Source organism: Pseudomonas medicaginis (genome assembly GCF_965119365.1).
GTDB lineage: Bacteria > Pseudomonadota > Gammaproteobacteria > Pseudomonadales > Pseudomonadaceae > Aquipseudomonas.
In genome coordinates this window covers 3,103,637-3,117,540 of sequence record NZ_OZ221631.1, presented here as the reverse complement: position 1 = coordinate 3,117,540, position 13,904 = coordinate 3,103,637, and the positions used below count along the sequence as shown (strand labels likewise).

14 protein-coding genes are annotated in these 13,904 nt (G+C 59.7%); 11 read left to right on the top strand and 3 right to left on the bottom strand.

Going from position 1 to position 13,904, the window contains the following annotated elements:
- The first annotated feature begins 117 nt into the window (after positions 1-117).
- The 6 genes from ACMTA2_RS13895 (at position 118) to tynA (ending at position 6,008) form a co-directional block, all read left to right on the top strand.
- Positions 118-1,266, top strand: a complete 1,149-nt coding sequence (locus ACMTA2_RS13895; protein ID WP_413795267.1) for an amine dehydrogenase large subunit — start codon at positions 118-120, stop codon at positions 1,264-1,266.
- Positions 1,267-1,279: 13 nt separating this feature from the next.
- The gene (locus ACMTA2_RS13890; RefSeq protein WP_413795266.1) at positions 1,280-1,819 is read left to right on the top strand and encodes a MauE/DoxX family redox-associated membrane protein; all 540 of its coding nucleotides are present in this window, start codon (positions 1,280-1,282) and stop codon (positions 1,817-1,819) included.
- A 3-nt stretch (positions 1,820-1,822) separates the two neighbouring features.
- Positions 1,823-2,443: a methylamine dehydrogenase accessory protein MauD gene (gene mauD / locus ACMTA2_RS13885; protein ID WP_154976926.1), complete on the top strand. Its 621-nt coding sequence runs from the start codon at positions 1,823-1,825 to the stop codon at positions 2,441-2,443.
- A 19-nt stretch (positions 2,444-2,462) separates the two neighbouring features.
- On the top strand, positions 2,463-2,984 hold the full coding sequence (locus tag ACMTA2_RS13880; RefSeq protein ID WP_008079640.1) for a methylamine dehydrogenase light chain: 522 nt from the start codon (positions 2,463-2,465) through the stop codon (positions 2,982-2,984).
- A 103-nt stretch (positions 2,985-3,087) separates the two neighbouring features.
- On the top strand, positions 3,088-3,609 hold the full coding sequence (locus tag ACMTA2_RS13875) for a cytochrome C (protein WP_413795649.1): 522 nt from the start codon (positions 3,088-3,090) through the stop codon (positions 3,607-3,609).
- Positions 3,610-3,719: 110 nt separating this feature from the next.
- Positions 3,720-6,008 carry a primary-amine oxidase gene (gene tynA, locus ACMTA2_RS13870; protein WP_413795265.1) on the top strand — a complete coding sequence of 763 codons (2,289 nt, stop codon included), beginning with the start codon at positions 3,720-3,722 and terminating at the stop codon, positions 6,006-6,008.
- A 131-nt stretch (positions 6,009-6,139) separates the two neighbouring features.
- Here the strand turns inward: tynA and feaR are convergent, their stop codons facing one another.
- The 3 genes from feaR to paaY all read right to left on the bottom strand — a co-directional run bounded on the left by feaR (position 6,140) and on the right by paaY (position 8,712).
- Complete coding sequence (gene feaR / locus ACMTA2_RS13865) at positions 6,140-7,054, bottom strand: transcriptional regulator FeaR (protein ID WP_413795264.1); 915 nt, start codon at positions 7,052-7,054, stop codon at positions 6,140-6,142.
- A gap of 85 nt (positions 7,055-7,139) precedes the next feature.
- Complete coding sequence (paaX, locus tag ACMTA2_RS13860) at positions 7,140-8,063, bottom strand: phenylacetic acid degradation operon negative regulatory protein PaaX (protein WP_413795263.1); 924 nt, start codon at positions 8,061-8,063, stop codon at positions 7,140-7,142.
- A 52-nt stretch (positions 8,064-8,115) separates the two neighbouring features.
- Positions 8,116-8,712: a phenylacetic acid degradation protein PaaY gene (gene paaY, locus ACMTA2_RS13855; RefSeq protein ID WP_413795262.1), complete on the bottom strand. Its 597-nt coding sequence runs from the start codon at positions 8,710-8,712 to the stop codon at positions 8,116-8,118.
- A gap of 371 nt (positions 8,713-9,083) precedes the next feature.
- Between paaY and paaF the strand changes: the two genes are divergently transcribed.
- The 5 genes from paaF to pcaF all read left to right on the top strand — a co-directional run bounded on the left by paaF (position 9,084) and on the right by pcaF (position 13,882).
- Complete coding sequence (gene paaF, locus ACMTA2_RS13850) at positions 9,084-9,857, top strand: 2,3-dehydroadipyl-CoA hydratase PaaF (RefSeq protein WP_413795261.1); 774 nt, start codon at positions 9,084-9,086, stop codon at positions 9,855-9,857.
- Between the two features lie 66 nt (positions 9,858-9,923).
- Entirely contained in the window at positions 9,924-10,715 is a 792-nt protein-coding gene (gene paaG / locus ACMTA2_RS13845; RefSeq protein WP_413795648.1) for a 2-(1,2-epoxy-1,2-dihydrophenyl)acetyl-CoA isomerase PaaG, read from the top strand.
- Positions 10,716-10,718: 3 nt separating this feature from the next.
- A complete protein-coding gene (paaH, locus tag ACMTA2_RS13840; protein WP_413795260.1) occupies positions 10,719-12,236 on the top strand; it encodes a 3-hydroxyacyl-CoA dehydrogenase PaaH in 1,518 nt (505 codons plus the stop codon).
- The gene (gene paaI / locus ACMTA2_RS13835; protein WP_413795259.1) at positions 12,229-12,678 is read left to right on the top strand and encodes a hydroxyphenylacetyl-CoA thioesterase PaaI; all 450 of its coding nucleotides are present in this window, start codon (positions 12,229-12,231) and stop codon (positions 12,676-12,678) included. Before paaH ends, paaI begins: the two co-directional genes overlap by 8 nt.
- Positions 12,671-13,882, top strand: coding sequence for a 3-oxoadipyl-CoA thiolase (pcaF, locus tag ACMTA2_RS13830; protein WP_413795258.1), 1,212 nt, complete (start codon positions 12,671-12,673; stop codon positions 13,880-13,882). The genes paaI and pcaF overlap by 8 nt, the downstream gene beginning before the upstream one ends.
- Positions 13,883-13,904 lie beyond the last annotated feature (22 nt).

Genomic DNA, 13,904 nt, shown 5'->3' with positions numbered 1-13,904 from the left:
ACAAACACTTGGCAGCCACAGCAATTCTCCGGTTTTCCCGGCGAGGCAGAATCGAACTGCAAAAATCTGCCACTGCACCCGCGATATGCGAGAACAATAATTCAGGGAGTTCCCCTAATGCGAGCCACCAGGATCACCGTACAGTCAGGGCTGAGTCTCAGCCTGCTGGTACTCGGTTTGAATAATGCCAGCGCGGACCTGCCCGCTGACACGATCGGCCAGACCACCTTGGCGTTTCCCGCTGAAGCACACCGAGCATTCATCATTGATGTCGAATTCGAAAGTTTCGTGGCGGGCCGTGTCACCGTGGTCGACCCTGACAAAAAACGCGTCCTCGGCATGGTGCCGACCGGCTTTGCCGCCCCTTCGACGCTGAGCCATGACCGCAAGACTATTTACAGCGCCGACATCTTCTACTCCCGCGGTACCCGCGGTACGCGTACCGATGTGCTGACCGCCTGGGACAGCTCGACCCTGTCGCCAGCCTGGGAGCTGTTGATTCCTACCAAGCGCGCCGAATCGCTGACCCAGCGCTACTCGTTGAAACCCAGTGGTGATGACCGTTTCGTCTACGTCTACAACTTCACACCCTCGACCTCGGTGACCGTGGTCGATACCCAAGCCAAGGCGGTCACCACCGAAATCGCGATTCCGGGTTGCGTACTCAACTACCCGATCGGCAACCGCCGTTTCGCCTCGCTGTGTGGCGACGGCAGCTTGCAGGTGGTCACCCTCAATGACCAGGGCCAGGAAACCACACGCAGCCGCACACCGTTCTTCGATCCGAATGCGGAAAAACTGGTAGAGCGCGCGGTGAACGTCGGCGACACCTATTACTTCACCACCACCACGGGCACCGTGCGGCCGGTGGATTTTGCCGGTGATGCGCCAAAAATCCTGCCGTCCTGGTCCTTGATCACCGACGAGGAGAAGAAAGCCGGCTGGGCTCCGGGTGGCTGGCAGCTGATGGCCGTCGCGCCGAAGCTGAACCGCTTGTATGTGCTGATGCACGACGCTCACGAACCGATGAAATGGGAAGACCCAAGCCCACTGATCTGGGCGTTCGATCTCAAAACCCATAAAAAAGTGGCGACACTGGAAGCCCCGGTTCCGGTGTGGAGCATGCAGGCGACCGGCGACGACAAACCGCTGTTGCTCGGCACCGACGTTGAAGGCGGCTTGCAGATCTTCGACCTGTCGACCAACAAGCTCACCGGTAGCATGCCAAAAGTCGCGAAAACGGCGACCCAGGTTCTCAGCTACTAAAAGAGGTTCGGCCATGCACACAGATCCGATCTTCATCATTGCCAGCGCACTCGCCATTGCGGTGTTGCTGGCCAGTGCCGCGACTCACAAGTTGCGGGCACCGGCGCGTTTCGCCAAGCAACTGGCTGACTACCAACTGCTACCCGACTCACTGGTGCGTCCGAGCGCCGGCCTGATTCCGCTGCTTGAGTTGGTGATTGCCTTCGCGTTGCTGGTTCCGGTCAGCCGTGCCTGGGCAGCGTTGAGCGCCGCAAGCCTGCTGGCACTGTATGCCGCCGCCATCGGCATCAACCTGTGGCGCGGCCGTCGGGACATCGACTGCGGCTGTGCCGGCCCGGACCAGGCGCAACCCCTGCGCCCGGTTCTGCTGCTGCGCAACACGGTGCTAGTGGGGCTGGCGCTGCTTGCCAGCGTGACGCCGATGGTCCGTGACCTGAACATGTTCGATGGCTTTGTGACTGTCTCAGCCAGCGCTGTTGCGCTGCTCATTTACGCCGCAGCCGACGGCTTGCTGGCGAACTCCCCTCTTCTACTCAAACTGATTGGTAGGTGATCAATGGAAGGCTTAATCGTTTCCAACGTTCTGCTCTGGATGCTATTGCTGGCCGTGGCGTTTGTCGTCATGGGCCTGGTTCGGCAGATTGGTGTGCTGCACGGCCGACTGGCCCCGGCCGGTGCACTGATGGTCGACAAAGGCGTGGCCGTCAACGAGCCCGCGCCGCAGGTCACCGCGACCGACCGTCACGGTCGTCCGGTGAACTTCGGCTATGCAGGTGAAAAATCCCAACTGCTGTTCTTCCTGTCGCCAACCTGCCCAATCTGCAAATCCCTGTTGCCGGCGATCAAGTCCATCGCCAAGGAGCAGGCCGATCGCCTCGACGTGGTGTTCATCAGCGATGGCGATATGGACGCCCAGCAAGCACTGATCCGCGAACACAAACTGGACGACGCCACGTACGTGGTCGGACCGCAAGTGGGTATGACCTATCAAATCGGCAAACTGCCTTACGCCGCGCTGATCGACAAGGCTGGCACCCTGCGCGCCAAAGGTCTGGTCAACTCCCGCGAGCATCTGGACAGTCTGTTTGAAGTCGAGCATCTCAAAAGCGCCACGCTGCAGGAGTACCTGAACAGCCAACCTCACACGCACGACCATAGTCACGGCCATAGCCACTGATTAAGGCAGGGAGACTTTTATGAAACTGCTGGATCTGTTGTTTGAGCGCTCGACTCGCCGTGTTGCCGACACCACCTCGCGACGCAAACTGCTGGCGCGCATGGGTTCCTTGATGGTCGCGGGGGCTGCGTTGCCGTTGCTGCTGCCGCTGGATCGCACCAGCAAAGCCTTGGCCGCCGATAACCCGAAGGCCGGTGACCCGGGCGATCCGAACAGCTGCGATTACTGGCGTTATTGCTCCATCGATGGCTTCTTGTGCAGCTGCTGCGGAGGATCGGTGACGTCGTGTCCACCCGGCACTGAAGCATCGCAAGTCACGTGGATCGGCACTTGCCGCAACCCGGCGGACGGCAAGGACTACATCATTTCGTACAACGATTGCTGCGGTAAGCAGAGCTGCGCTCAGTGCGCGTGCACCCGTAACGACAGTGAAGAACCCGCCTATCGTCCGTTCAACAACAACGATGTCAACTGGTGCCTGGCCGCTAAATCGCACATCTACCACTGCACCGTTTCGATCATTCGTGGCGTTGCGGTTTAACGCGCATTTGCCGTCGGTTGCTCGTGCAATCGGCGGTTTTTTTTCTCTGTTTGTGGGCTGTTTTTTGTTCATTGTTACCGACAACAAGAAAAAGGTACTTGTCATGCGTAGGTTACTATTGCTCGGTCTTGTCTGCGTCATGACCGCCCCGCTCGTTTATGCCAGAGCCATTCCCAACCCCGCGCAGCGTCATGCTCCGGGCAACGAAGAACTTCAAAAACCCATTTCCGAGGCGGGCTACAGTGTTGGCGTGAACTACCAACTGCAATGCGCCGGTTGCCATCTGGGGGATGGCATGGGATCCCCCACCAATGACACGCCTCGGCTACAGGGATTTGTCGGTAATTTTCTGAAAGTACCCGGCGGTCGCGAATTTCTCGTGCGTGTGCCCGGAATGTCACAATCGGCGCTTAACAACGCACAGTTGGCCGACTTACTCAACTGGTTAATGCGTGAAGATGGCATGGCTGGCAAAAGCACCCCCGCGCACTACCAGCCTTACAGCGCCGAAGAAGTCTCCGTGCTGCGCCAAAAAGCCATGCTCAACCTCCCTGGCACCCGCGCCCAGTTGATACAGGAGATGCGCGCGCAAGGCATTGCGATTGAAGACGGGATGAGTTACTGATCTCGGCACAGAGCAAAAGGATTTTGGCAAGAATCAAAAAGAATCCATTGACCAGTTGTGGCAAAGTGCTATGCGTGCCTGTCCTCGACTCGTATCAAGGAAACTTAGAAATGTTGACGTCCGTAGCGTTGCTAAAAAGAAAGCCGCTTGCCCGGCTCGCGCTGGCCATCACCTTGGGCACGCTCGGATTGCCTTGCTGGCTGCCCAATGCCGACGCCCATGGGGCTGCCGCCGAAATGGTGCCTCTGCAATCGACCCTTGAAGACTTCGGCGCCACGGTCAAATGGGACGACTATTCCGACCTGTTCGTGATTGCCAAGGATGGTGTCTACCTCAAAGTCAAACCGGGTAGCAAGGTGGCCGTACTCAACGGCAAACGGATGGAGTTGTCAGTGCCGGTGATGTTCAAAGGCAAGACGGCGTTCATGTCCAAGGACTTCATCAATCAGGTCTTCCAGTCCGGACTGGACAAGACGTTTGTCGTCGAGACCCGCCCTAATCCGCTCAACCCGCTAAGCGCCGACGAAATCAAGGCGGCGGTGGATGTCGTCAAAAATTCCGCCAACTACAAGCCTGGCTTTCGTTTCACCGAAGTGTCCGTCAATGAGCCACCCAAGGATCAGGTCTGGAATTTCGTCTACACCGGCCAGAACGTAACCCAGCCTCGCCAGGCCAATATCGTGGTGCTCGATGGCAAGCACGTGATCGAGGCGCTGGTCGATCTCGATAACAAGACACTCAAGTCCTGGAAACCCGTCGAAGGTGCTCACGGCATGGTCTTGCTGGACGACTTCGCGACCGTGCAATCGGCCGTAGAGTCGAGCCCCGAATACGCGCAAGCATTGGCCAAACGCGGTATCACTGATGTAAAAAAAGTCGTGGCCACGCCGTTGACCGTCGGTTACTTCGACGGCAAAGACGGTCTGGCGCAGGATAAACGCCTGCTGAAAATCGTCAGTTACCTCAATACCGGTGACGGCAACTACTGGGCGCACCCGATAGAGGGCCTGGTGGCCGTAGTCGACCTGGAGCAAAAGAAGCTGATCAAGATCGAAGACGAGGCGATCATCCCCGTCCCGATGAAGCCGACACCCTATGACGGACGTGGCCGCAAAGGCACGCAGGTCAAACCTCTGGAAATCATCGAGCCGGAGGGGAAAAACTACACCATTACCGGCAACAGCATTCATTGGCAGAACTGGGACTTCCATGTTCGCCTCGACTCTCGGGTCGGCCCGATCCTGTCTACGGTCACTTATGACGACAAGGGCAAGAAACGCAAAATCATGTACGAGGGCTCGCTGGGCGGCATGATTGTGCCTTACGGCGATCCCGACGTCGGCTGGTACTTCAAGGCTTACCTCGACTCGGGCGATTACGGCATGGGCACGCTGACCTCGCCGATTGCGCGCGGCAAAGACGCCCCGCAGAACGCTGTGCTGCTGGACGCCACGATTGCCGACTATACCGGTGCACCCACTTCGATCCCGCGCGCGATGGCGGTATTCGAGCGCTACGCCGGTCCGGAATACAAACACCAGGAGATGGGCCAGCCCAACCTCAGCACCGAGCGGCGTGAACTGGTGGTGCGCTGGATCAGCACCGTCGGCAACTACGACTACATATTCGACTGGGTCTTCCAGCAAAACGGCACCATTGGCATCGATGCCGGTGCCACCGGGATCGAAGCGGTCAAGGGTGTGAAATCCAAAACCATGCATGAGGCCACGGCCAAGGAAGACACCCGCTACGGCACTCTGCTGGATCACAACATCGTCGGCACCACCCACCAGCACATCTACAACTTCCGTCTGGATATGGATGTTGACGGTGAAAACAACTCACTGGTGGAAGTTAACCCGGTGGTTGTCGCGAACGACCGTGGCGGGCCGCGGACCAGTACGATGCAGACCGAGCACAACGTGGTCAGCACCGAACAACAAGCCGCGCAGAAATTCGACCCTTCGACTGTCCGGTTGATGACCAATTTCAGCAAGGAAAACAAAGTCGGCAACCCGGTTTCCTATCAACTGATTCCTTATGCCGGCGGAACCCACCCGGTGGCCAAAGGCGCTAACTTCGGCAAGGACGAATGGCTCTATCACCGCCTGAGTTTCATGGACAAGCAATTGTGGGTCACGCGCTACAACCCGGATGAGAAGTATCCGGAAGGTAAATACCCGAATCGCTCGGACAAAGACTCGGGCCTGGGTCAGTTCAGCCACGATAACCAGTCCATCGAAAATACCGACGATGTGGTCTGGCTGACCACAGGTACCACGCACATCGCGCGGGCCGAAGAGTGGCCGATCATGCCGACCGAGTGGGTTCACGTTCTGTTGAAGCCATGGAACTTCTTCGATGAAACGCCGACGCTGAACCTCGACGCCCCTCACTAAACACACACAACCCCCTGTGGGAGCGAGCCTGCTTGCGAATGCGCTGGATCAGTCAACATCAATGTTATCTGACACCCGGCCTTCGCGAGCAGGTTCGCTCCCACAAAGGGTAAACGTTTATTCAGTGAAACTCAGGTGTGTTGCTTGCGGTATTCCCCGGGTGAAATACCAAAACGGGATTTGAACGCCGTGGAGAAATAGCTCGAATCCGAGAACCCCCAGGAATACCCCAACACCGACAACTTCTGATCCGGACTCATTTGACGCAGGGATTCGGCGCACAAATCCAGTCGCCGATTCTTGATGTAGCGCGCCACTACCAGGCCCTTCCTGGCGAACATCCGGTACAAACCCCGCGTCGACATACCGACCTCGCGCGCTAGCCATTCGGGGCACAATTCTTCCGAGCGGATGTGCTCGTCAATAACGCCAAGGGTCTTGCGCAAGGCCCGTTCATGCGCATCACCGCACTCTTCACTATGACTGATCGCCGGGCGCAGAAGGCTGACAATGGCCTCCAAGGTCGCTTCGCTTTCTTGCCGGCTAAGGTTTGTCTGGGACGCGGCGTCCAGTACCAAGCGGTGAGACAACATCGCAATCGGGGACGTCCCGGCAATCCGGTGACCGCACTTGACCGGATTGAAGCGCAGGGTTCGCTCGACCAGTTGCGACGGCAGAATCAGCGACAACTGCCGGGAATTTTCACTGTAGGTGAAGTCACTGGGGCGCGAAGCATCGATGAGCGTGATGTCACCCGCCGAGAGTAAAACCTTGTTGTCACCCTGGGCCATGCCGGCCGTGCCATCGAGCTGGAACACCGCAAAGTATTTCCCGCCCTCGCCGGCAGCGACTTCCAGTGGTGTGCGGAACAGTCGAGCCTGGCAGGCATCGACAAAGCTGAGTTTCAGCACGCCGTCCTGGTGTTCCCGGATGTCGCCGGCAAACTCAGCGCCCAGCGGTTGCGCATTGAAGGCGCCACAGATCTGGTTGATCTGATGAATCCACTGATCAAAACCATCACGGCGCTGTGCAATTGAAGAAATCATGTCGGGCCTCACGCAGGCTTATTTTTATTGTCTACGCCAATCCACAGGTTCTCCTGAACAGTCATTCTCCCTGAACGTTAACGGGCTACTTGAGCCCGCCAAACCTCCGATAGAAGCTTTCTCCCACATCCGGCAACGGGCCATCGGCGGTTTCCAGCGCACTGTTCAACCATTCCTCGGCTTTGGCGTAGATCAACCGGTAAATGTTGCGGCACAACTGGCGGGCGGCCCGACCTTCCCAATCACCGGGCAACAACTCGTCCGGCAATTGCGGGTCGCGCAACAGCAATTTGCGGTACTCGTGAATAAGCAGAACCCGTGCCAGGAAGCAGTCGCTGGGTTCGAGGTTCTCTTGCTCGCGAAGCGCTTGCCAGAGCGGTCGGAACAACTGAATGAACTCGCTGTAATGGGTCGCCAGTTCTTCGATGTTCCAGCTCTCGCGCACCTGCAAACGCAAGGCCTTGGAGGCCAGCACGTCCTGCGCGGTGGTTTCGAAGACAATGGTCTCTTCCTGGGCGCCGAGGTCGAGCAAGGTTGCATTAAGATCGGTACGGTCGCTGCGCGGACAGGCCAGCACTACCGGCGAAATCGCACCAAAACCTTGCCACTCGAGTTCTTCACGCACTTGTTTGCGCTTGTCCTGGGTCAGTTGCGTGAGCATCACCAGGCACCAGGAGCCATCCCACGCCGGCACGGTGGAGCTGTAGACCCGCTTGAAGGCCTTGTCGAAACGCCGGCGACCGGTGCCGGTCAGGCTGTAATAACTGCGGCGCCCGACTTTCTCGGCGGTCAGCCAGCCTTCCTTGGTCAGACGGAAGATCGAGGTGCGGATCAGCCGCTCGTTGATGCCGATGGGCTCGAGCAATTGAATCAGGCTGCCCAACCAGACCGTTCCGCCGTGCGGTTCGATGGCATCGCCGTATAACGTGATGATCAAGGAGCTGGCGCGGATCGGCGTCTGCTCTTGGAAGCGGGTAATCAGATGGTTCAACGGTGTCAGGGACGACATGGGCGTACCGAGTTGGAAAAAAGGAAGGAATATACCGGTAGGTCGTCGCCGTTCACAGTGCACTGCCTTTTGGCCGCAAACCGCTGTCGCTGATACGCGGGCGATCGGGCTCCGGTTCGGTCAGCGGCTCGCAGACTTGCATCTGTTCAAGGCAACGCTTGGCCAGTTGCTGATATTCGCGAGTGCCCGCCTGCTTCCATGACACTTCCTCATCGCTGAGGCTGCGCTTGACGCTGGCCGGTGCACCCATCACCAGTGACTGCACCGGGCATGTGAATCCGGCTTTGACGAAGGCTGCTGCCGATACGAATGAGCGAGGTCCAATCCGCGCGTTGTCCATCACCACCGCATTCATGCCCACCAGTGCATCGGCGCCTATTCGGCAACCGTGCAGCACCGCGCCGTGACCAATATGGCCGTTGCGTTCGACCACGGTGTCGCTGTCCGGAAAACCGTGCATCACGCAGGTGTCCTGCAGATTGGCGCCCTCCTCCAACACGATCCGGCCAAAGTCCCCTCGCAGACTGGCCAGCGGCCCGACATAGCAATGAGGGCCGACAATCACGTCACCGATCAGAACGGCCGACGGATGAACGTAAGCAGTGGGGTCAACCACCGGGGTCAAGCCATCGAGGCTGTAGCAAGGCATGAGACGCTCCTTATTAATCGCAATGCCGGGTGTATTTGAAAAGCAATGACGATATGGACTTACCTTGTATCACATCGATTTTACCAGCACAAAGACAGTAATCCGTATCACTTTTTCAGGACCTTTGGAGAACGTCCGACAACACGTCTGGCGCAACCATCTACACCAATAAAATCGCTGTAAATCCGCTTAATAGTTTCCTCAAAAAGCTGCCACTCAAACACCATACACTCGCCAACAAGACACATTATTTGTGTTTTTGTATTGCATTTTCGTATCACGTTGTAGGTATACTCAGGCAAAACCGGCCTACCATGCCGATCCAATAATGAGCCGGCAGTACAGCCGAGCGTGCACCGTGAGAGCCCGCCATGCCTCTAACCCTTGCTGTCGAGTTCATCGAGCCGGGCGTCCGCCTGATTACCCTGCAGCGCCCACAAGCACTGAACGCCCTGACCACCGAATTGCTCGGTGAGCTGGCGGACGAGCTCGACGCCGCGCAAGCCGATCCCGACACCCGCGCCGTGGTCCTGACCGGCAGTCGCAAAGCCTTCGCGGCCGGCGCTGACATCAAGGAAATGGCCGAACGCAATCTGGTCGGCATCCTCGACGACCCACGCCAGGCCTCGTGGCAGACCATCACCCGTTTCAACAAACCGCTGGTCGCCGCCGTCAACGGCTTCGCCCTGGGCGCAGGCTGCGAACTGGCGATGCACGCCGACATCATCATTGCAGGTGAAGATGCGCGCTTCGGTCAGCCGGAAATCAACCTCGGGATCATGCCCGGCGCTGGTGGCACCCAACGCCTGCTGCGCGCCGTCGGGAAATCCATAGCCATGCAGATGGTCCTGACCGGTGAGGCGATCGACGCCCGCCAGGCCCAACGTGCCGGCCTGGTCAGTGAAGTGACCCAACCGGAATTCACCGTCGAACGCGCCCTGCAAATCGCCCGCAGCATTGCCGGCAAAGCACCGCTGGCCGTGCGTCTGGCCAAGGAATCATTGCTCAAGGCCATGGACACAGACCTGGCCAGCGGCCTGCGCTTCGAACGCCACGCTTTCACCGTGCTGGCCGGCACCCTCGACCGTGATGAAGGCATCCGGGCCTTTCAGGAAAAGCGCACGCCGACCTTCATCGGCGAATAACCCGCCGATGAGCCATCCCTCACCACCGAAAAAGCAGCGAACGACCTCTCAGAGAGCGCCATGACCATGAACTTCGAACACATCCTGTTTTCCATCGAGGCCGGCGTCGCCCTGCTCAGCCTCAATCGACCGGACCAACTCAATAGCTTCAACGCGCAGATGCACGGCGAAGTGAAGGAAGCGCTGAAACAGGTCCGCCAGAATCCGGACGTGCGCGTCTTGCTGCTGACCGGTGAAGGTCGCGGTTTCTGCGCCGGGCAAGACCTCAGCGACCGCAATGTTGCACCGGACAGCGCCGTGCCGGATTTGGGTGAGTCCATCGAGAAGTTCTACAACCCGCTGATCCGCCAACTGCGCGACCTGCCGATGCCGGTAATCTGCGCGGTCAATGGCGTGGCAGCCGGGGCCGGCGCCAATATTCCGCTGGCCTGCGACCTCGTACTGGCGGCGCGCTCGGCGAATTTCATCCAAGCCTTCTGCAAAATCGGCCTGATCCCTGATTCCGGTGGCACCTGGACCTTGCCGCGCCTGGTCGGCATGGCACGCGCCAAGGCGCTGGCCTTGCTCGGCAATCGCCTGACGGCCGAGCAAGCGGTGCAATGGGGGCTGATTTACCGCTGCGTGGATGATTCGCAACTGCGCAACGAGGCCCTGACACTTGCCCGCCACCTGGCAACGCAACCAACCTACGGCCTGGCGCTGATCAAGCGCAGCCTGAATGCCAGCCTGAGCAACACGCTTGACGAACAGCTGGAGCTGGAAAAAGACCTGCAACGCCTGGCCGGGCGCAGCGAGGATTACCGTGAAGGCGTCAGCGCTTTCATGGAAAAACGCAGCCCAAGCTTCAAGGGGCACTGAGTCATGACTGCACTGAACACTAACGCGCGCATCGCGGTCATCGGTGCCGGTGCCATGGGCGCAGGCATTGCTCAGGTCGCAGCACAAGCCGGCCATCCGGTGTTGTTGCTCGACAATCGTCCGGGCGCTGCCGCTCAGGCCATCGAGGGCATTGACCGGCAATTGGGAAAACGGGTCGAGAAAGGCAAGCTCACGGCCGAAGCGCGTACGGCGACCATCGCCCGCCTGCAAGCCGTGGACGCCATCGAAGCGCTGGCCGATTGTGAACTGGTCATCGAAGCCATCGTCGAGAACCTAGAGGTCAAACGCACCCTGTTCCGGCAGTTGGAACGTACCTGTAATGAGCGCTGCATTCTCGCCAGCAACACCTCATCGCTGTCGATTACCAGCATCGCTGCACAGCTGAATCATCCCCAACGCTTGCTGGGTCTGCACTTTTTCAACCCCGCCCCGATCATGGCGCTGGTGGAAATCGTTTCGGGCCTGGCCAGCGATCCGGCATTGGCCGAGTGTCTGTACGACACCGCCAGGGCCTGGGGCAAAAAACCGGTACACACTCGTTCTACGCCGGGTTTCATCGTCAATCGAGTGGCCCGGCCGTTCTATGCCGAGAGCTTGCGTTTGCTTCAGGAAGGCGCTGCCGATTGCCCGACGCTGGATGCACTGATGCGCGATGCCGGTGGTTTTGCGATGGGCGCGTTCGAACTGACCGACCTGATCGGTCATGACGTCAATCATGCCGTGACCTGCTCTGTGTTCGATGCCTATTACGGTGACACCCGTTTCCTGCCGTCGCTGATCCAGAAAGAACTGGTGGATGCCGGACGTCTGGGGCGCAAAAGCGGCCAGGGATTTTACAGCTATGTCGAAGGTATCGAGCGTCCGCAGCCCAGTTCAATCAGCAGCGAACGGCCCGTTGAAACCTGCGTTGCAGAAGGAGACCTGGGCATCGCAAACACTCTGATCTCGCGCTTTCGCGAGCACGGCATCGACGTCGTCCAGCGCGATGGCCAGGGTTTGCTGCGCGTCGGTGATGCGGTGCTGGCCTTGAGCGATGGGCGCATGGCGTGTGAGCGCGCCAACACAGAGGGCTTGCGCAATCTGATCCTGCTCGACCTGGCGTTCGACTACGGCAAGGCCAGCCGAATCGCCATCAGTTGCTCGACAGGCATCGAACCTTGCGCGCTCGAACAGGGGGTCGCGTTGCTGCAACAGGCCGGATTCCAAGTCAGCTATCTCAGTGACAGCCCGGCCCTCGCCGTTTTGCGCACCGTCGCCATGCTCGCCAATGAAGCCGCTGACGCCCTGCTGCAAGGCGTGGCCTCGGCCGCCGACATCGATCTGGCGATGCGCGCCGGGGTCAATTACCCGAAAGGCCCACTAGCCTGGGCTGATGCAATCGGCCTTTCGCACATCCTCAACGTGCTGGAAAACCTGCAAGCCAACTACGGCGAAGAACGCTATCGACCGTCGCTGCTATTGCGCCGCCAGGTCGCCGAAGGGAGAAATTTCCATGACTGACCACGAAGCGATGAACTTGGCCAGCACCTGCGCGCAAACGATGCTCAAGCGCGACGCCGCCAGCCAGGCAATGGGTATGCGCCTGCTCTCGGTTGCGCCAGGTGCCGCCCGCGTGGGCATGAGCGTGCGCGCCGACATGATCCAGGGCCACGGCACCTGCCACGGCGGCTACCTGTTTGCCCTCGCCGACTCGGCGTTTGCCCTTGCCTGCAACAGCTACAACGAGGCCACGGTGGCCATCGGTTGCAGCATCGACTACATCGCCCCGGCGCGCCTGGGCGACACCTTGAATGCCGACTGCATCGAGCAAAGCCGTTCCGGTCGCACCGGTAACTATGACGTACGCATTGAAAACCAACAGGGCCAGCTCATCGCGCTGTTCCATGGCAAATCCTACAAAGTGCGCGGCGCTGTGCTGACGCAGGAGAACCCGAATGAATGACGCCTTGATCATCGATGCGGTGCGGACCCCGATCGGCCGCTACGCCGGAGCCTTGAGCAGCGTGCGCGCCGACGACCTCGGCGCGGTGCCGCTGCGCGAATTGCTGCGCCGTCACCCGCAAGTCGACTGGAATGCCGTTGATGACGTGATCTACGGCTGCGCCAACCAGGCCGGCGAAGACAACCGCAACATTGCACGCATGTCGGCGCTGCTGGCCGGGTTGCCGGTCAGCGTGCCGGGCACCACCCTCAACCGTTTGTGCGGTTCCGGGCTGGATGCCATCGGCACGGCCGCGCGGGCGATTCGCTGTGGCGAGGCCGGCCTTATGCTGGTCGGCGGTGTCGAATCGATGTCCCGTGCACCGCTGGTGATGGGCAAGGCCGAGCAGGCGTTTTCCCGCGACGCGCAGGTCTACGACACCACCATCGGCTGGCGCTTCGTCAATCCACTGATGAAGAAAGCCTACGGCATCGACTCGATGCCGGAGACCGCCGAGAACGTCGCCGAGCAGTTCAACATCTCCCGCGCCGATCAGGACGCCTTCGCCCTGCGCAGCCAGCAACGTGCCGGCGCGGCTCAGGCCAGCGGACGCCTGACCAAGGAAATCGTCGCGGTAGAAATCCCCCAGCACAAAGGACCGGCCAAGGTGGTCGAGCATGACGAGCACCCGCGCAGCGACACCACGCTTGAACAGTTGCAGAAGCTCGGCACACCGTTTCGCGAAGGCGGCAGCATCACCGCCGGCAATGCGTCCGGGGTCAACGACGGGGCTTGTGCCCTGTTGCTGGCCAGCCCGGAAGTCGCTAAACGCCACGGCCTGAAGGCTCGCGGCCGGGTCGTGGCGATGGCCACTGCCGGGGTCGAACCACGGATCATGGGCATCGGCCCGGTATCGGCGACGCGCAAGGTCCTGAAGTTGGCGAACCTGAACCTGGCCGACATGGACGTGATCGAGCTCAACGAGGCGTTTGCCGCTCAAGGCCTGGCAGTGTTGCGCGAGCTCGGCCTGAGCGACACCGATCCGCGGGTCAATCCCAACGGCGGAGCCATTGCCCTCGGTCATCCCCTGGGCATGAGTGGCGCACGGCTGGTGACCACCGCCCTGCATGAACTGGAAGAACGTCAGGATCGCTACGCCTTGTGCACCATGTGCATCGGCGTCGGCCAGGGCATCGCACTGATCATTGAGCGCCTATCCGACTAAAGAACCGCGATTCCCGAGGAGC